The organism is Streptomyces sp. DSM 110735, assembly GCF_016482685.1.
In the GTDB taxonomy this organism is placed as follows: domain Bacteria; phylum Actinomycetota; class Actinomycetes; order Streptomycetales; family Streptomycetaceae; genus Streptomyces.
This window is the reverse complement of sequence record NZ_JACYHF010000004.1, coordinates 270598-286941: the sequence shown is the minus strand read 5'-3', so window position 1 is coordinate 286941 and position 16344 is coordinate 270598. Positions and strand designations below refer to the sequence as shown.

General features: G+C 70.7%; 15 protein-coding genes. 4 read left to right on the top strand and 11 right to left on the bottom strand.

Annotated features, from left to right (window positions below):
- Positions 1-21: 21 nt before the first annotated feature.
- The 5 genes from fabF to IF655_RS09425 form a co-directional block, all read right to left on the bottom strand.
- The gene (gene fabF / locus IF655_RS09445; RefSeq protein WP_199583657.1) at positions 22-1284 is read right to left on the bottom strand and encodes a beta-ketoacyl-ACP synthase II; all 1263 of its coding nucleotides are present in this window, start codon (positions 1282-1284) and stop codon (positions 22-24) included.
- A gap of 97 nt (positions 1285-1381) precedes the next feature.
- Positions 1382-1630, bottom strand: coding sequence for an acyl carrier protein (locus tag IF655_RS09440; RefSeq protein ID WP_018545314.1), 249 nt, complete (start codon positions 1628-1630; stop codon positions 1382-1384).
- Positions 1631-1709: 79 nt separating this feature from the next.
- Positions 1710-2741 (bottom strand): ketoacyl-ACP synthase III, encoded by a 1032-nt coding sequence (locus IF655_RS09435; RefSeq protein WP_199583656.1) that lies wholly within the window; start codon positions 2739-2741, stop codon positions 1710-1712.
- Positions 2742-2757: 16 nt separating this feature from the next.
- The gene (locus IF655_RS09430; protein ID WP_199583655.1) at positions 2758-3705 is read right to left on the bottom strand and encodes an ACP S-malonyltransferase; all 948 of its coding nucleotides are present in this window, start codon (positions 3703-3705) and stop codon (positions 2758-2760) included.
- Positions 3706-3794: 89 nt separating this feature from the next.
- On the bottom strand, positions 3795-5000 hold the full coding sequence (locus tag IF655_RS09425) for a CdaR family transcriptional regulator (protein ID WP_199583654.1): 1206 nt from the start codon (positions 4998-5000) through the stop codon (positions 3795-3797).
- Between the two features lie 105 nt (positions 5001-5105).
- Here IF655_RS09425 and IF655_RS09420 point away from each other — a divergent pair, with 105 nt between their 5' ends.
- On the top strand, positions 5106-5783 hold the full coding sequence (locus IF655_RS09420; RefSeq protein WP_199583653.1) for a pirin family protein: 678 nt from the start codon (positions 5106-5108) through the stop codon (positions 5781-5783).
- Positions 5784-5798: 15 nt separating this feature from the next.
- Here the strand turns inward: IF655_RS09420 and IF655_RS09415 are convergent, their stop codons facing one another.
- Positions 5799-6620: a serine hydrolase gene (locus IF655_RS09415; protein WP_199583652.1), complete on the bottom strand. Its 822-nt coding sequence runs from the start codon at positions 6618-6620 to the stop codon at positions 5799-5801.
- A 10-nt stretch (positions 6621-6630) separates the two neighbouring features.
- Positions 6631-7113: a GNAT family N-acetyltransferase gene (locus tag IF655_RS09410; RefSeq protein WP_199583651.1), complete on the bottom strand. Its 483-nt coding sequence runs from the start codon at positions 7111-7113 to the stop codon at positions 6631-6633.
- A gap of 96 nt (positions 7114-7209) precedes the next feature.
- Between IF655_RS09410 and IF655_RS09405 the strand changes: the two genes are divergently transcribed.
- Together IF655_RS09405 and IF655_RS09400 are read left to right on the top strand one after the other, a co-directional pair.
- Positions 7210-7677, top strand: coding sequence for a MerR family transcriptional regulator (locus tag IF655_RS09405; protein ID WP_199583650.1), 468 nt, complete (start codon positions 7210-7212; stop codon positions 7675-7677).
- Positions 7674-8690: an aldo/keto reductase gene (locus IF655_RS09400; protein ID WP_199583649.1), complete on the top strand. Its 1017-nt coding sequence runs from the start codon at positions 7674-7676 to the stop codon at positions 8688-8690. Before IF655_RS09405 ends, IF655_RS09400 begins: the two co-directional genes overlap by 4 nt.
- 29 nt (positions 8691-8719) lie before the next feature.
- On the opposite strand, the gene IF655_RS09395 is transcribed toward IF655_RS09400, so the two are convergent.
- The 3 genes from IF655_RS09395 to IF655_RS09385 form a co-directional block, all read right to left on the bottom strand.
- The gene (locus IF655_RS09395) at positions 8720-9592 is read right to left on the bottom strand and encodes a DUF4429 domain-containing protein (RefSeq protein WP_199583648.1); all 873 of its coding nucleotides are present in this window, start codon (positions 9590-9592) and stop codon (positions 8720-8722) included.
- 66 nt (positions 9593-9658) lie between these two features.
- Positions 9659-10879 carry an alpha/beta hydrolase gene (locus IF655_RS09390; protein WP_199583647.1) on the bottom strand — a complete coding sequence of 407 codons (1221 nt, stop codon included), beginning with the start codon at positions 10877-10879 and terminating at the stop codon, positions 9659-9661.
- Between the two features lie 146 nt (positions 10880-11025).
- Entirely contained in the window at positions 11026-11652 is a 627-nt protein-coding gene (locus IF655_RS09385) for a TetR family transcriptional regulator (protein WP_199583646.1), read from the bottom strand.
- Between the two features lie 114 nt (positions 11653-11766).
- Here IF655_RS09385 and IF655_RS09380 point away from each other — a divergent pair, with 114 nt between their 5' ends.
- Positions 11767-13383, top strand: coding sequence for an MFS transporter (locus tag IF655_RS09380; protein ID WP_199583645.1), 1617 nt, complete (start codon positions 11767-11769; stop codon positions 13381-13383).
- A 127-nt stretch (positions 13384-13510) separates the two neighbouring features.
- On the opposite strand, the gene aceE is transcribed toward IF655_RS09380, so the two are convergent.
- On the bottom strand, positions 13511-16258 hold the full coding sequence (aceE, locus tag IF655_RS09375; protein ID WP_199583644.1) for a pyruvate dehydrogenase (acetyl-transferring), homodimeric type: 2748 nt from the start codon (positions 16256-16258) through the stop codon (positions 13511-13513).
- Positions 16259-16344: the final 86 nt, after the last annotated feature.

Here is a 16344-nt window from a genome sequence, read left to right as displayed (position 1 = left end):
CCGTAGAAGCGGCACGGCGACTCAGATCGTCCTGAACGCCAGGACCACGTTGTGACCGCCGAAGCCGAACGAGTCGTTCAGCACGGCGATACGACCCTCGGGAAGGGCGCGCGGCTCGCCGACGACGACGTCCGCGTTGACCTCGGGGTCCAGCTCGGTGACGTTGATGGTCGGCGGGGCGGTGCGGTTGACCAGCGCCAGGATCGAGGCGACGGACTCGATGCCGCCCGCGCCGCCCAGGAGGTGACCGGTCATCGACTTGGTGGCGGAGATCGCCATGTGGTCGACGTCGTCCCCGAACACCTTGCGCAGCGCCTTGACCTCGGCCACGTCGCCCTGCGGCGTCGAGGTGGCGTGCGCGTTGACGTGCACGATCTCCGACGGCTTCAGGTCGGTCGAGTCCAGCAGGTTCTGCAGCGCGTGCGCGATGCCGTTGCCCGAGGGCTCCGGCTGCGTGATGTGGTGCGCGTCGGCGGAGATGCCCTGACCGACCGCCTCGACGTAGATCCGGGCACCGCGCGCCTTGGCGTGCTCCTCGGACTCCAGCACGATGACACCGGCGCCCTCGCCGAGCACGAAGCCGTCGCGGCCCGCGTCGTAGGGGCGCGAGGCGCCCTCGGGGTCGTCGTTGTTCTTGGACATCGCCATCATGTTGCCGAAGGCCACGATGGGAAGCGGGTGGATGGCGGCCTCGGTACCACCGGCCACGACCACGTCCGCACGCCCGGTGCGGATCATCTCGATCGCGTACCCGATGGCCTCCGCGCCCGAGGCGCAGGCCGACACGGGGGTGTGCACACCGGCGCGGGCACCCAGCTCGATACCGACGTTGGCCGCCGGGGAGTTGGGCATCAGCATCGGCACGGTGTGCGGGGAGACGCGGCGTACGCCCTTCTCCTTGAGCACGTCGTACTGGTCGAGCAGGGTCGTCACGCCGCCGATGCCGGAGGCGATGACCGCGCCGAGCCGGTCGGGGTTGACGGTCTGGTCCTCGCCCGCCTTGGCGGTGAAACCGGCGTCCTGCCAGGCTTCCTTGGCGGCGATCAGCGCGAACTGCGCCGAGCGGTCCAGCTTGCGGGCCTGCGGGCGGGGGATGATCTCACCGGGCTCGACCGCGATACGCGCGGCGATCCTGACCGGCAGCTCCTCCGCCCAGTCCTCCGTCAGGCGGCCGACGCCGGACCGGCCGGCGAGCAGGGCCTCCCAGGTGGAGGGCACGTCGCCACCCAGCGGTGTGGTTGCGCCGATACCGGTGACGACCACGGTGCGATTGGTCGGGCTCACGGGAATTCTTTCTCCAACGATGCGGGAATCTACGGCGCCACCGCCGGGTGGCGGGGCCTTGCGGTCCCGGGCCGTGCGGCCGCGAGACCTACGAGCCTCAGGCCTGGTGCTTGAGGATGTAGTCGGTGGCGTCACCGACGGTCTTGAGGTTCTTGACGTCCTCGTCCGGGATCTTCACGTCGAAGCGCTCCTCGGCGGCGACGACGACCTCGACCATGGACAGGGAGTCGACGTCGAGGTCGTCCGTGAAGGACTTGTCGAGCTGGACGTCCTCGGTGGGGATGCCGGCGATCTCGTTCACGATCTCGGCAAGGCCCGCGACGATCTCTTCCTGGGTGGCGGCCATGTCAGGCGCTCCTTCTTCGATGTTCAGACAGTTAAGTGGCATTTTCCCCGCATCGGACCGCTGGTCCGGCACGGAGTGCCTAGGGGAGGGTAACGACCGTGGCGGCGTAGACCAGACCCGCCCCGAATCCGATGACGAGCGCCGTGTCGCCGCTCTTGGCCTCGCCGGTCGCCAGAAGCCGCTCCATCGCGAGCGGGATCGACGCGGCCGAGGTGTTGCCGGTGGTGCGGATGTCACGGGCGACCGTGACGTGCTCCGGCAGCTTGAGAGTCTTCACCATCGAGTCGATGATCCGCACATTGGCCTGGTGCGGGATGAAGACGTCCAGGTCGTCCGAGGTGATCCCGGCCGCGTCCAGCGCCTGCTGGGCGACCTTCGCCATCTCGAACACGGCCCAGCGGAAGACCGCCTGACCTTCCTGCGTAATGGCGGGGAACTTGATGTTCCCCTCGCTGTCCAGGGGGAGTTCGGAGACGTCCCCCACGTGGAAGCGGTCCCACGTGACGGTCTGCTTGATGGTGCCGGCCTTGTCGCCCTCCGAGCCCCACACCGTGGGACCGATGGCGGGCTCCTGGGACGGACCGACCACGACCGCGCCCGCGCCGTCGCCGAACAGGAAGGCCGTCGCGCGGTCCTCCAGGTCGGTCAGGTCGCTGAGCCGCTCCACGCCGATGACGAGCACGTACTCGGCGGAACCTTCCACCACCATGCCCTTGGCGAGGGTCAGGCCGTAGCCGAAGCCCGCGCAGCCCGCCGAGATGTCGAACGCGGCGGCCTTGTCGGTGCCCAGCTTGTGCGCGATCTCGGTGGCCACCGCCGGGGTCTGGCTGAAGTGGGAGACCGTGGAGACCACCACGGCGCCGATCCGGTCGGCGTCGATGCCCGAGTCGGCGATGGCCTTGCCCGCCGCCTCGATCGACATCGCGGCGACCGTCTCCTCGGGACCCGCCCAGTGCCGGGTCTCGATGCCGGAGCGGGAGCGGATCCACTCGTCGGAGGAGTCGATCTTCTCCAGGATCACCTCGTTGGGCACCACCCGGGTCGGCCGGTAACCGCCGACCCCGAGGATGCGCGCGTACGGGGCGCCCTTGCTGGGCCTGATCTTCGCCATTGCCATGGGCTCCTTCTCAGACGCCCGCCGCGTCGGCGGCAGGAGTCACGGTCTCGGCGATGAGCGCGCGCGCCGCGTCGAGGTCTTCGGGGGTCTTCAGCGCCAGCGTCCGCACGCCCGGCAGGGCACGCTTGGCCAGGCCGGTCAGGGTGCCGCCCGGGCACACCTCGATCAGCGCGGTGACGCCGAGCGTCTTGAAGGTCTCCATGCACAGGTCCCAGCGGACCGGGTTGGCGACCTGGCCGACCAGCCGCTCAAGCACCTCGGTGCCCGTCGCGACGGTCTGCCCGTCCTTGTTGGAGACGTAGGGGAACGCCGGGTCGGCGGGCGCCAGGGAGGCGGCCGCCTCGGCCAGCTTCTCCACCGCGGGCGCCATGTGCCGGGTGTGGAACGCGCCGGCCACCTTCAGCGGGACGACCTTGCGGACGCCCTCGGGCTTGTCGTCGTTCAGCGCGGCCAACTGCTCCAGCGTGCCCGCGGCGACGATCTGGCCCGCGCCGTTGATGTTGGCCGGGGTCAGACCCAGCTTCTCCAGGTGCGCGACGGAGACCTCCGGGTCGCCGCCGAGCAGCGCCGACATGCCGGTCTCGGTGATCGCGGCGGCTTCGGCCATGGCCAGACCCCGCTGCCGGACCAGGCGCAGCGCCTCGGTGTCGTCCAGGACGCCGGTGATCGCGGCGGCGGTGATCTCGCCCACACTGTGGCCCGCGACCGCGCCGGGCGCGATCGACGCGATGTCACCCAGTGCCGCGGCGGACAGGATTCCGGCGGCGACCAGGAGCGGCTGCGCCACCGAGGTGTCGCGGATCGCGTCCGCGTCCGCCTCGGTGCCGTAGTGGACGAGGTCCAGGCCGATGGCGTCCGACCACGCGGCGACGCGGTCGGCGGCACCGGGCAGTTCGAGCCAGGGGGTCAGGAAGCCGGGCGTCTGGGCGCCCTGGCCGGGAGCGACGAGTACGAGCACCTTCACACTCTCTCTTGGGGACGGCCTGGGCCGCCCGTGAGGACAGGGACGAAGAACACGAAGGGCTTTTGTGGAGCCCGGACAAAAAGCTAGAGCTGGGCGTCTCCATCGGTCAGCCGCCCCAGGATCAGGGCGATCCGCAGCGTGAACGCGGATCGTACATCGGAAGGTGACCAACCGGTGACGTCAGTCACACGTCGGAGCCGGTAGCGGACGGTGTTCGGGTGAACGAAGAGCATCCGTGCCGCGCCCTCCAGGCTGCTCGCCTGCTCCAGGTAGACACTCAGGGTCTCCAGGAGCGCCGAGCCCGCCTCCTCCAGCGGTCTGTAGATCTCCTCCACCAGTTGCTCCCGCGCGCCCGGGTCGCCCGCGATGGCGCGCTCGGGCAGCAGATCGTCGGCCAGCACCGGGCGGGGAGCGTCCTGCCAGGCGGAACACGCCTTGAGCCCCGCCGCTGCCGCCTGCGCGGAGCGGGTCGCGGCCTGGAGGTCGGACACCACGGGTCCCGCGACCACCGGACCCGCCGCGTACGGGCCGATCAGCGACTTGGCCACGGCGAGCGGATAGGCGCTGCCGCCCGCGATCACCACGAGCCGGTCCCCGAGCACCCCGGTGAGCACCTGGAGCTTGGCGTGCCGGGCGGCTCGCCGGATCGCCTCCACGGTCAGCTCGCTGTCGCCCTCGGGCGCGGTGCCGAGCACCACGCACACATGCTCAGGGGAGTTCCAGCCGAGCGCGGCGGCGCGGCTGACGGCGCCCTCGTCCGCCTCGCCGCTGAGCACCGCGTTCACCACCAGGGACTCCAGGCGGGCGTCCCAGGCACCGCGTGCCTCGGCAGCCTGGGCGTAGACCTGGGCGGTGGCGAAGGCGATCTCCCGGGCGTACACAAGGAGCGCCTCGCGCAGCACGCGCTCGTCGCCGGGGGCTGCCACCTCGTCGATGGCGCTCTCCATGACCTCGATGGTGGTGCGCACCATCTCCACGGTCTGGCGCAGCGTGATCGCCCGGGTCAGCTCGCGCGGCGCGGTGCCGAACACGTCGGTCGAGATGGCCTGGGGCGCGTCCGGGTGCCGGAACCACTCGGTGAAGGCGGCGATGCCCGCCTGGGCCACGAGCCCGATCCAGGAGCGGTTCTCCGGTGGCATCGCCCGGTACCACGGCAGGGTGTCGTCCATGCGCGCGATGGCCTGCGCGGCGAGATTCCCGGAGGACTTCTCCAGCCGCTTCAGGGTCGCGGAGTGCGGGTGGGCGGCATGACGTGCGGGATCGCTGCTGTGGGATTCGGGTTCGGGCACGGGGACAAGAGTGCCTTATCCGGCGGGGACCGTGCGTCGCCGGGTCCCGCCGAGCGCCCGGCACCGGGGCGGGCGGCGCTTTTCCGGGGGACTACCGTGGGGCTCGTGATCGAGGTACGGCGCGCGGACGAACGGCATCGCGGGGGCGACCCGGAGGCGGGGATCGACTCCCGGCACGCCTTCTCCTTCGGTCCCCATTACGACCCGGACAACCTGCGCTTCGGCGCGCTCATCGCCTGCAACGAGGAGCGCCTCGCGCCCGGCGCCGGTTTCGCCGAACACCCGCACAGCCACACGGAGATCGTCACGTGGGTGGCCGAGGGGGAGCTGACCCACCGCGACTCCACGGGTCGCGCGAGCGTGATCCGTCCCGGCGACGTCCAGCATCTGAGCGCGGCGGCGGGCGTACGGCACTCCGAGCGCAACGAGGGCACGCGTCCGCTGGTCTTCGTGCAGATGTGGCTGACCCCGTCGGCGCCCGGCGGCGAACCGTCGTACGCCGTCGCCCGTGATCCGACCGAGCCGTACGCGGTGCCTGGCGCGGGCGCCACCCTGCGGGTGCTGCGCCCGGCGCCGGGGGAGCGGACCGCGCTTCCCGGCGCTCCCTTCCGCTACGTCCATGTCGTACGCGGCGAGGTACGGCTCGCGGACGGCACCCCCGGTACTCCCGGCGCCGGTGGCACCCTGCGCCCCGGCGACTCGGCGCGGATCACCGGGGCGCGGGGCGTGGAGCTGGCCGGGGTGACGGATGCCGAGGTCCTGCTGTGGGCGATGGAGTCCTAGGGGGCGTCTCCCCGCTCAGCCCCTGAACTCCGCCAGCACCGCGTCCGTGAACACCGGCCACGCCTCGATCGCCCACGGTCCGAAGGCACGGTCGGTCAGGGCGACGGCGGACAGTCCCGCGTCCGGGTCGACCCACAGGAAGGTGCCGGACTGCCCGAAGTGCCCGAAGGTGCGGGGCGAGGACGAACTCCCGGTCCAGTGCGGGGACTTGCCGTCCCGGATCTCGAAACCGAGACCCCAGTCGTTCGGGTTCTGGTGGCCGTAGCCCGGCAGGACGCCCTTGGTGCCCGGGTACTGCACGGTCATCGCCTCGGCGACCGTGCGCGGGTCGAGCAGCCGGGGCGCCTGCACCTCGGCGGCGAACCGCAGCAGATCCTCGACCGTGGAGACGCCGTCCTTCGCGGGGGAGCCCTCCAGCGAGGTCGCGGTCATGCCCAGCGGCTCCAGCACCGCCTGGCGCAGATACTCCGCGAAGGGCATCTCCGCCGCCTTCGCGATGTGGTCCCCGAGCTGCTCGAAACCGGCGTTGGAGTACAGCCGCCGCTCCCCGGGCGCCGCCAGGCTGCGGTGCTCGTCGAAGGCGAGTCCCGAGGTGTGCGCGAGGAGATGGCGGACCGTCGATCCGGACGGACCGGCGGGCTCGTCCAGCTCGATCGCGCCCTCCTCGTACGCGACGAGCGCCGCGTAGGCGGCCAGCGGCTTGGTCACCGACGCCAGCGGGAAGCGGTGCCCGGCGGGACCGTGGGCGCCGAGGACCGTCCCGTCGGCGCGTACGACGCCCGCGGCGGCGGTGGGAACGGGCCAGTTCTCGATCAGTGCCAAGCTCTGCGACGACATGCCATGGAGCCTATGCGGGCCGCAGGATCAGCTCCATGAAGGGGTCCGGCTTCGGACGGAAGCCCAGCGACTCGTACAGCGGCAGCGCCTCGGCGGAGGCGGTGAGCTGGATCTTGCCCGCGCCCCGCTCGCGGAACCACTCAAGCAGCCCGTCCGTCACACAGGCGCGGGCGTACCCCCGGCGGCGGGCACCGGGATCGGTGGCCACGCTGAAGACGAAGCCGACCACGCCGGTGGGGTTGAGGGCGTTGCCGATCCGGTACTCCACCGTCCCCGCCGCGAGCGCGGCCAGCGCCCCCACCCGCTCCGGATGGTCCACCACGAAGGCGGCGAAGGACCCCGCCGGATCGGCCAGCCGCTCGCGCAGGGTGGGCAGCGACTCCTCGTGCCAGGACCCGGCGGCCGGATGCGGGGAGACGGCGTCGAGCATCACCTGGCGCAGGCGCAGCACTTCCCGCGCGTCCTCGGGCACGGCCCGTCGTACGAGACTCATGGCATGGCACGCTAATGGCCGACTACGGCGCCCGTCCCGGTATTTGTCGCCGGACGCGCTTGCTTGGAGTGCGCTCGAAGGTCATAGCGTGGGGGCATGACGGTGATGCAGACCATGCAAGCGGCCACCGAGGAAGTCACCACCCCCGACATCTGCGCCCCCACCCCGCGAGGGCGCCATCCCCGGCCCGACGGCCAGGACCGCTACACGATCAGCGAGGTCGTCGCCTTCACGGGGCTGACCGCGCACACCCTGCGCTGGTACGAGCGGATCGGTCTGATGCCGCACGTCGACCGGTCGCACACCGGCCAGCGCCGCTACCGCAACCCCGACCTGGACTGGCTGGACCTCGTCACCAAGCTGCGCCTGACCGGGATGCCGGTGGCGGACATGGTGCGCTACGCGGAACTGGTCCGCGAGGGGGAGGGCACCTATCCGCAGCGCAAGGCACTCCTTGAGGACACCCGCAGGGACGTGCTGACCCGGATCGCCGAACTGCGCGACACGCTCGCCGTGCTCGACTTCAAGATCAGTGTGTACACGACGGAGGGAACCAACCGATGAGCGACGCCAGGATCGCGTCCGTACGCCTCGGCACGGACGGACCGGAGGTCGGCGTCCAGGGGCTGGGCTGCATGGGCATGAGCTTCGCCTACGGACCGGTGGACACCGACGCCTCGCGAGCCACGCTCGACCGTGCCCTGGAGCTGGGCGTCACGCTGTTCGACACGGCGGACGCCTATGGCGCCGGGGACAACGAGCGCTTCCTCGCCCCCTTCTTCCAGGCGCACCGCGACGAGGTGGTCATCGCCACCAAGTTCGCCCTCTCGATCCCGGCGGACGACCCGTCCAAGCGGGTCATCCGCAACGACGCCCCCTACATCCGCCAGGCCGTCGAGGCGAGCCTGAAGCGGCTCGGCGTCGACGAGATCGACCTCTATTACATGCACCGCCGCGATGTGAACGTGCCCCTTGAGGAGAGCGTCGGCACCATGGCGGAGCTGGTGCGCGAGGGCAAGGTCAAGCACCTGGGACTGAGCGAGGTGACGGCCGACGAGCTGCGCGCCGCGCACGCCATCCACCCCATCGCCGCCGTGCAGTCGGAGTGGTCGCTGTTCAGCCGGGACATCGAGGCGCACGTGGTGCCCGCCGTCCGTGAGCTGGGCGTGGGTCTGGTGGCGTACTCCCCGCTCGGCCGGGGCTTCCTGACCGGTGCCTTCACCGACGCCGCCAAGGACCTGACCGCCGACGACTTCCGCAGCACCCACCCCCGCTTCACCGGCGACAACGCCACCGCCAACGCGGCTCTGCTGGAGCCGGTACGCAAGGTCGCCGAGGCGCACGGGGTCTCCCTCGGCCAGGTCGCCCTCGCCTGGGTCCAGCAGCAGGCGGCCGTCCGGAACCTGCCGGTCGTCCCGATCCCGGGCACCCGCAAGCCGAGCCGGGTCACCGAGAACGTGGCCGCCGCGCACCTCGTGCTGAGCGACGAGGAGCTGGCCCTGCTTGAGCCGATCGCCGGTCAGGTGGCGGGCACCCGGTACGCGGACATGTCGTTCAGCTCGGCGGGCCGCGAGTAGGACGCGTAAGGGGTGCGCCCGGCGGAGCGTTACAGCTCCGCCAGCAGCTCGGCCTTCTTGGCCGCGAACTCCTCGTCCGTGACCAGCCCTGCCTGGTGCAGCTCCCCGAGATGCCGGATGCGTTCGGCGATGTCGGCGGGGTCGCGCCGGGCCGGGTCCGCCGCGCGGGTGGCGGCGGTCACGGCGGGCACCGGCGCGGTGCCGCACTCCCGGACCGCCGCGAGCACGGCCGCCGCGAAGGGCAGCGACTCGTGCACCGGGCCGTACCCCAGCCCGAAGACGACCGCCGCCGGGTCCTGGTCGGCCTGCGCGGGCGCCGCACCCGCGCTCTCCGGTCGCAGCAGCCGCAGATGCCCCTCGAAGACCTCCGGCGAGCGCCACTCGACGCCGGTCAGCTCGGACACCGCGAACTTCTGGTCCCCCGCCTTCCACTTGGCCGAGGACGCGCCGGTCCACGACCAGCGGAACCGCACGTGCGTGCCGTCGAAGGACGCCTTGCCGTCGTACGCCTTGAACTGGAGCGGCGGCTCGGGCGCGGCCACCAGGTACCCGTCGGTGGGACCGGATTCGGTCAGCAGCACCTTCAGCTCGTCCGCGTAGTACTCGGCCAGCGTCTCCCGCTCGGCGGGCAGCACCAGCCGGTACGGATCGGCGCCCTCGGGCAACTGACCCGCGGCCGCCTCCATCAGCGGATCGGCGCCCGCGCGCGGCTGGAGCTGCAGCGCGACCGTGCCCCGTCTGCCCCGCGTCAGCGTCACACCCTCCAGGGCGGCCAGCGGGACCCGCCGCTCGCCCAGGGCCTGGAACAGTTTCGGTGTCCGTATCCCCCGTTCGTAACGGATGAGCACGGAGTCGGACTCGAACTCCCAGACGGCATGAAAACCCGCCAGTACGTCACCCATGCGGCTCATCGTATGCGGCACGTGCTCCTCCGTCGCCACCCTCGCGGACCGCACTTCCTGCTGTTTCTACGCGCGTCCCGCCGGGGACGACTCCGGCAGACCGGTACGGCACCCGGCGTCCCCGTGCGCACAGGTGACCGCGTCGTACGCCCCCACGCCGACCCTCGCCAGGTTGCGCAGGCTGTCCGTGCCCGGCTGGAAATAGCCGGCGTGACCCTGCGCGTCGCTCGCGGAGAGGATGCGGGCGCCGAAGGCGCGGGAGACCGGATCGGCTCCGTGCCCGAGACCGCCGACCTCCAGATACGGCACGTCCCGCACCCAGTCGGTCGCGTCCCGCATCGCCCACACCCGGGCACGGGTGCCCAGTTGCGCGGCGCTGGTGACCCGCATGCCGGGGCTCGCGGCCACCGCCACGTCGCTCACCCGCTCCGGCATACCGCGCGCGGCGACACCGCACAGCACCGAGCCGTAGCTGTGGCAGAACATCGACACCGGCGCCCGGCCGGGCAGCGCGTCCAGCAGGGCGTTCAGCCGGACGGCGCCGTCCTCGGCGCGCATCGCGGTCGCCGCGTCCACGCCGAGCCCGTCGGGCGCGGTGTAGTCGGCCCACGCGATCACCGCGGTCCGGGTCCCCGGGCTCGCCTTCCGCTCGGCCGCGTGCAGCGCCTGCGCCATGCCGACCGGCGCGGTGTACCTGCGGTTGGTCCGCTGGAAGGTGAACAGATCGGTGTCCACACCGGGCACCACCACGGAGATCCGCTGCGCCCGGTCCAGATTGCCGAAGACCTCGGCCACCCGGCCGGAGCCGTCGGGATCGAAGGCCAGGATGTGCCGCCCCGGCCGCGCCAGCGCCTCGTAGCGCTGCATACGGCGGGCGGCGTCCTGCTGGCCGTAGGTACTGAGTCTGCTGTCGTGCATCCGGCGCCGCGCGCTCTGGCTCGCCTGGTCCAGCGCGACACGGTTCGCGTGATAGCGCAGGGTCACCGGGGCGCCGTTCATGTTGCCGACCGCGAGGGGATAGCGGTCGGCGAGCGTCAGGCGGTCCGCCGCGGTGAGCGAGCCGAAGAACGCCGCGAGCCGCGCCGGGGTCGAGGCGGTCGGGTCGGGCAGCTTGTGGCCGCCGATGCTGTCGCGCTCCCACCGGGCGAGCGAGGACCGCAGCGCGGTCGAGTCGCGGTGGGTGTGCAGTGCGGTCCAGCCGGTGGTCGCGAGCATCACGAACACGACGGCCAGCGCCAGCAGTGCGCGCCAGACATTGAGCTGGGGGGAGGTGCCGAAGGAAGTCACTGGGAGGACACACTAGGAGAACGGGACGGTCTCGGGGTAACCGAGTGGCAGGGATCACGTTTCGCGAGGAGAGGGACGGGTTTCGCGGATCGTAGGACGGATCGGGATCGAAATCCCGGAACGATCTCGGTGATCCGGAAACGAATTCAGACGGTCTCCCAGTTCCCGACGAGTGCCGGGCCCACCTGATCGAGGTACGACGCGGTCAGCTCCCGCATGCACTCCGGGCTGACGTCCTCGCCGGTGCTCCACTGCTGCTCGGTGACCCGTATCACCCCGCAGAACACGGCGACCGCCAGCCGGGGTCGCGGATCGGTGTCCACGTCCACGCCCTCGCGCTCGGCGAGCACCCGGGCGAGGGTCTGCTCCGTGGACGCCGAGCGGCGCAGATGGGCGGCGAGCAGCGCGGGCGTCGAGCCGATCATGCGGTACATCCGCAGATACAGCTCGACCGGCACGGACGCCTCGACGGTCTCCCGGATGGCGTCCCAGTTCTCCAGGACCGCCTGGCGCAGCGCGACCATCGGCGGCTCGTGCGGCGGGCGGTCGCGCACGGCCGCCACGAAGTGCGCCTCCGTCATGTCCTGCACCGCGAAGGCCGCGTCCTCCTTGCCCGCGAAGTAGCGGAAGAAGGTCCGCTGCGAGACGTCGACCGCCTCGGCGATCTCGTCGACGGTGGTCTGTTCGTACCCCCGCGTGGTGAACAACTCGAGGGCGGCACGCACCAGCGCCTCGCGCGTACGCCGCTTCTTGCGCTCGCGCAGCGTCTCCATGGGCCTTCTCCTGTGAACGTCCTTCCAGCTCAGCCTAGGCGCTGTGAGACACGCCGATGACCGGCGGGCGAATCGGTTTGTCAACTGTCAGTGACTGTCACTAGCCTCGATCTCATGACTAGTCAGACCACCATCGACAAGGCGGGTCCGGGTGACGGGGCATCCGCCGACGCGTCTGCACCGACCCCGGCGGGACTTCGCGGCCATCCCTGGTTCACCCTGATCACCGTCGCCGTGGGCGTGATGATGGTGGCCCTCGACGGCACCATCGTGGCCATCGCCAACCCGGCCATCGCCAAGGACCTGCACGCGAGCTTCTCCGACGTGCAGTGGATCACCAACGCCTACTTCCTCGCCCTCGCCGTCTCCCTGATCACCGCGGGCAAGCTCGGTGACCGTTTCGGCCACCGGCAGACCTTCCTCATCGGCGTGACCGGCTTCGCGCTCGCCTCCGGCGCCATCGGACTGTCCGACAGCATCCCGGCGGTCGTCACCTTCCGGGTCTTCCAGGGCCTGTTCGGCGCGCTGCTGATGCCGGCCGCGCTCGGTCTGCTGCGGGCCACCTTCCCGGCCGAGAAGCTCAACATGGCGATCGGCATCTGGGGCATGGTCATCGGCGCCTCCACCGCGGGCGGTCCGATCCTCGGCGGCGTCCTCGTCCAGCACGTCAACTGGCAGTCCGTCTTCTTCATCAACGTGCCCGTCGGTCTGCTCGCCCTGCTGCTCGGCACGCTGATCCTGCTCGACCACCGCGCCGAGAACGCGCCACGCTCCTTCGACCTGCCCGGCATCGCGCTGCTCTCCGGCGCGATGTTTTGCCTGGTCTGGGCGCTCATCAAGGCTCCGGCGTGGGGCTGGGGCGACGGGCGCACCTGGGGCTTCATCGGCGCCTCGGCGCTGCTCTTCGTGGCGTTCGCCTGGTGGGAGACGAAGGTCGCCGAACCGCTGATCCCGCTGACGCTGTTCCGCTCGGTCCCGCTGTCGGCGGGCGTGGTGCTGATGGTCCTCATGGCCATCGCGTTCATGGGCGGTCTGTTCTTCGTGACCTTCTACCTCCAGAACGTGCACGGTCTCAGCCCGGTCGACGCCGGTCTGCATCTGCTCCCGCTCACCGGCATGATGATCGTCGGCTCCCCGCTGGCGGGCTTCGCCATCACCAAGCTGGGTCCGCGCATCCCGCTCGCGGGCGGCATGACGCTCACCGCCGTCGCCATGTACGGCATGTCCACCCTCAAGGCGGACACCGGCAGCGCCACCATGTCGATCTGGTTCGCCCTGCTCGGTCTCGGTCTCGCCCCCGTCATGGTCGGCGCCACCGAGGTCATCGTCGGCAACGCGCCCATGGAGCTGTCCGGCGTAGCGGGCGGTCTCCAGCAGGCGGCCATGCAGATCGGCGGCAGCCTCGGCACCGCCGTGCTCGGCGCCGTGATGGCATCCAAGGTCGACAACGACCTCCCGGGCAATTGGGCAGCCGCCGGTCTCCCCAAGCTCACCCCCGCCCAACTGGGCCAGGCTTCGGAAGCCGTCCAGGTCGGCGTCCCCCCGGTCACCAAGGAGATGCCCCCCACCCTCATCGCCAAGATCACCGACGTAGCCCACGACACCTTCATCTCAGGCATGAGCCTCGCCTCCCTGGTGGCGGCAGGCGTGGCAGCGGTGGCAATCCTGGTCGCCCTCCTGACCCGCCGAGGAGAGAACGCGGAGGCGGGCGCGGGGGTGGGCCACATTTAAGTACCGAGGGCTGGTCGTGCTTTTAAAGGGGCGCGGGGAACTGCGCGACCAGCCACGACGCTCGGACGGCCGCGCGATCACCGAACCAATAACGGCGATCGCGCGGCCACAGCCAAGCCGCACAGCCCTACGCGTCACCGCCGGAGGCACCCGGCGCCGCAGCCTTGACGTCCAGCAACTGATACCGATCGATGGCCTGCTTCAGCGCCGAGCGATCAATCTTCCCCTCCTTCGCCAGCTCCGTCAGCACAGCGACCACGATCGACTCCGCGTCGATATGGAAGAACCGCCGAGCAGCCCCCCGCGTATCGGCGAAGCCGAACCCGTCCGCGCCAAGCGACTGGTAAGGACCAGGAACCCACCGCGCGATCTGATCCGGCACCGACCGCATCCAGTCGGACACCGCCACGAACGGCCCCTCGGAGGAGCCCAGCTTGCGCGTCAAGAACGGCACCCGCTGCTCCTCCTCGGGATGCAGCAGGTTGTGCTGCTCGCACGCCACCGCCTCGCGCCGCAGCTCGTTCCAGGAGGTCGCCGACCACACGTCGGCGCGCACGTTCCAGTCCTCGGCCAGGATCCGCTGCGCCTCAAGCGCCCACGGCACCGCCACGCCCGACGCCATGATCTGTGCCGGGATCGCGCCGGAGTCGGCGTCCTTGAGCTTGTAGACGCCCTTGAGGATGCCCTCGACGTCCACGTTCTCCGGCTCGGCCGGGTGCTTGATCGGCTCGTTGTAGACGGTGAGGTAGTAGAAGACGTCCTCGCCGTGCGGGTGCTCGGCGTCGCCGCCGTACATCCGGCGCAGCCCGTCCTTGACGATGTGCGCGATCTCGTAGCCGTACGCCGGGTCGTACGCCACGCACGCCGGGTTGGTCGAGGCGAGGAGCTGGGAGTGGCCGTCGGCGTGCTGGAGTCCCTCGCCGGTCAGGGTCGTACGGCCCGCGGTCGCGCCCAGGACGAAACCGCGCGCCAACTGGTCGGCCATCTGCCAGAACTGGTCGCCGGTGCGCTGGAAACCGAACATCGAGTAGAAGACGTAGACCGGGATCAGCGGCTCGCCGTGGGTGGCGTACGCCGAGCCCGCCGCGATCAGGGACGCCGTGCAGCCCGCCTCGGAGATGCCGTCGTGCAGCATCTGGCCGGTCGGGGACTCCTTGTAGGCGAGCAGCAGCTCGCGGTCCACCGACTCGTACTGCTGACCGAGCGGGTTGTAGATCTTCGCGCTCGGGAAGAACGAGTCCATGCCGAAGGTGCGGTACTCGTCCGGCGCGATCAGCACGAACCGCCTGCCGATCTCCTTGTCCCGCATGAGGTCCTTCAGCAGTCGTACGAACGCCATGGTGGTGGCGATGGACTGCTGACCCGACCCCTTCTTCACACTCGCGTACGCCGTGTCGTCCGGCAGCTCCAGCGGCTTCGAGCGCACGACGCGCGTCGGGACGTACCCGCCGAGCGACTTGCGCCGGTCGTGCATGTACTGGATCTCCTCCGAGTCCCGGCCCGGGTGGTAGTACGGCGGCGCGCCGGACTCCAGCTCACGGTCGGAGATCGGCAGGTGCAGCCGGTCGCGGAAGTGCTTGAGGTCGTCGACCGTCAGCTTCTTCATCTGGTGCGTGGCGTTGCGGCCCTCGAAGTTCGGACCGAGCGTCCAGCCCTTGACCGTCTGCGCCAGGATCACCGTCGGCTGGCCCTTGTGCGCCTTGGCCGCCGACATCGCCGCGAAGATCTTCCGGTGGTCGTGACCGCCGCGCCCCAGGTGCAGGATCTGGTCGTCGGTGAGGTTCTCGACCATCGCGCGCAGCCGCTGGTCCTCGCCGAAGAAGTGCTCGCGGATGTACTGCCCGGACTCGGTGGCGTACGTCTGGAACTGGCCGTCGGGCGTGGTGTTCAGCTTGTTGACCAGGATGCCGTCCCGGTCCTGCGCGAGCAGCGGGTCCCAGGTCCGGTCCCACACCAGCTTGATCACGTTCCAGCCGGCGCCCCGGAACTGCGACTCCAGCTCCTGGATGATCTTGCCGTTGCCGCGCACCGGACCGTCGAGCCGCTGGAGGTTGCAGTTGACCACGAAGGTCAGGTTGTCCAGACCCTCGCGGGCGGCGATGGACAACTGGCCGAGCGACTCCGGCTCGTCCATCTCGCCGTCGCCGAGGAACGCCCACACGTGCGAGCCGGAGGTGTCCGCGATCCCGCGCGCCTCCATGTAGCGGTTCATCCGCGCCTGGTAGATCGCGCCGAGCGGACCGAGACCCATGGAGACGGTCGGGAACTCCCAGAAGTCCGGCATGGAGCGCGGGTGCGGGTAGCTGGACAGACCGTCGGGGTACTTCGACTTCTCCTGGCGGAAGCCGTCGAGCTGGTTCTCGGTGAGCCGGTCGAGCAGATAGGCGCGGGCGTAGATGCCGGGGGAGGCGTGGCCCTGGAAGAAGACCTGGTCGCCGCCGTCACCGCCGTCCTTGCCGCGGAAGAAGTGGTTGAAGCCCACGTCGTACAGGGACGCGGAGGAGGCGAAGGTGGCGATGTGGCCGCCGACGCCGATGCCGGGCCGCTGCGCGCGCGAGACCATCACGGCCGCGTTCCAGCGGGTGGCGTTGAGGATGCGGCGCTCGATCTCCTCGTTGCCCGGGAAGAACGGCTCGCTCTTGGTGGGGATCGTGTTGACGTAGTCCGTGCTGCGCATCTCGGGCACGGCCACGCGCTTCTCGCGGGCCCGCTCGATCAGCCGGAGCATGAGATACCGGGCCCGCTCCCGGCCGCGCTCGTCGACGGCGGCGTCGAGGGAGTCGAGCCACTCCTGTGTTTCCTCGGGATCGAAGTCAGGAACCTGACTCGGAAGGCCGCCAATGATGATCGGATTGCGATCGGAACCGGAAGCCACGCTGTTCCTCACCTTTCGGAGGGCCTGGGGCATTTCTACTCCGACGTCTTCGAGGACTCCGGAGTCGTCTTCTCGGGGAACTCTTC

What these genes read in the sequence shown, in the direction of transcription:
- IF655_RS09440 (WP_018545314.1), bottom strand. Translation starts at nt 1,630, where the DNA reads ATGGCCGCCACCCAGGAAGAGATCGTCGCGGGCCTTGCCGAGATCGTG.
- IF655_RS09435 (WP_199583656.1), bottom strand. Translation starts at nt 2,741, where the DNA reads ATGGCGAAGATCAGGCCCAGCAAGGGCGCCCCGTACGCGCGCATCCTC.
- IF655_RS09415 (WP_199583652.1), bottom strand. Translation starts at nt 6,620, where the DNA reads ATGTCGTCGCAGAGCTTGGCACTGATCGAGAACTGGCCCGTTCCCACC.
- IF655_RS09410 (WP_199583651.1), bottom strand. Translation starts at nt 7,113, where the DNA reads ATGAGTCTCGTACGACGGGCCGTGCCCGAGGACGCGCGGGAAGTGCTG.
- IF655_RS09405 (WP_199583650.1), top strand. Translation starts at nt 7,210, where the DNA reads ATGACGGTGATGCAGACCATGCAAGCGGCCACCGAGGAAGTCACCACC.
- IF655_RS09400 (WP_199583649.1), top strand. Translation starts at nt 7,674, where the DNA reads ATGAGCGACGCCAGGATCGCGTCCGTACGCCTCGGCACGGACGGACCG.
- IF655_RS09395 (WP_199583648.1), bottom strand. Translation starts at nt 9,592, where the DNA reads ATGGGTGACGTACTGGCGGGTTTTCATGCCGTCTGGGAGTTCGAGTCC.
- IF655_RS09385 (WP_199583646.1), bottom strand. Translation starts at nt 11,652, where the DNA reads ATGGAGACGCTGCGCGAGCGCAAGAAGCGGCGTACGCGCGAGGCGCTG.
- IF655_RS09380 (WP_199583645.1), top strand. Translation starts at nt 11,767, where the DNA reads ATGACTAGTCAGACCACCATCGACAAGGCGGGTCCGGGTGACGGGGCA.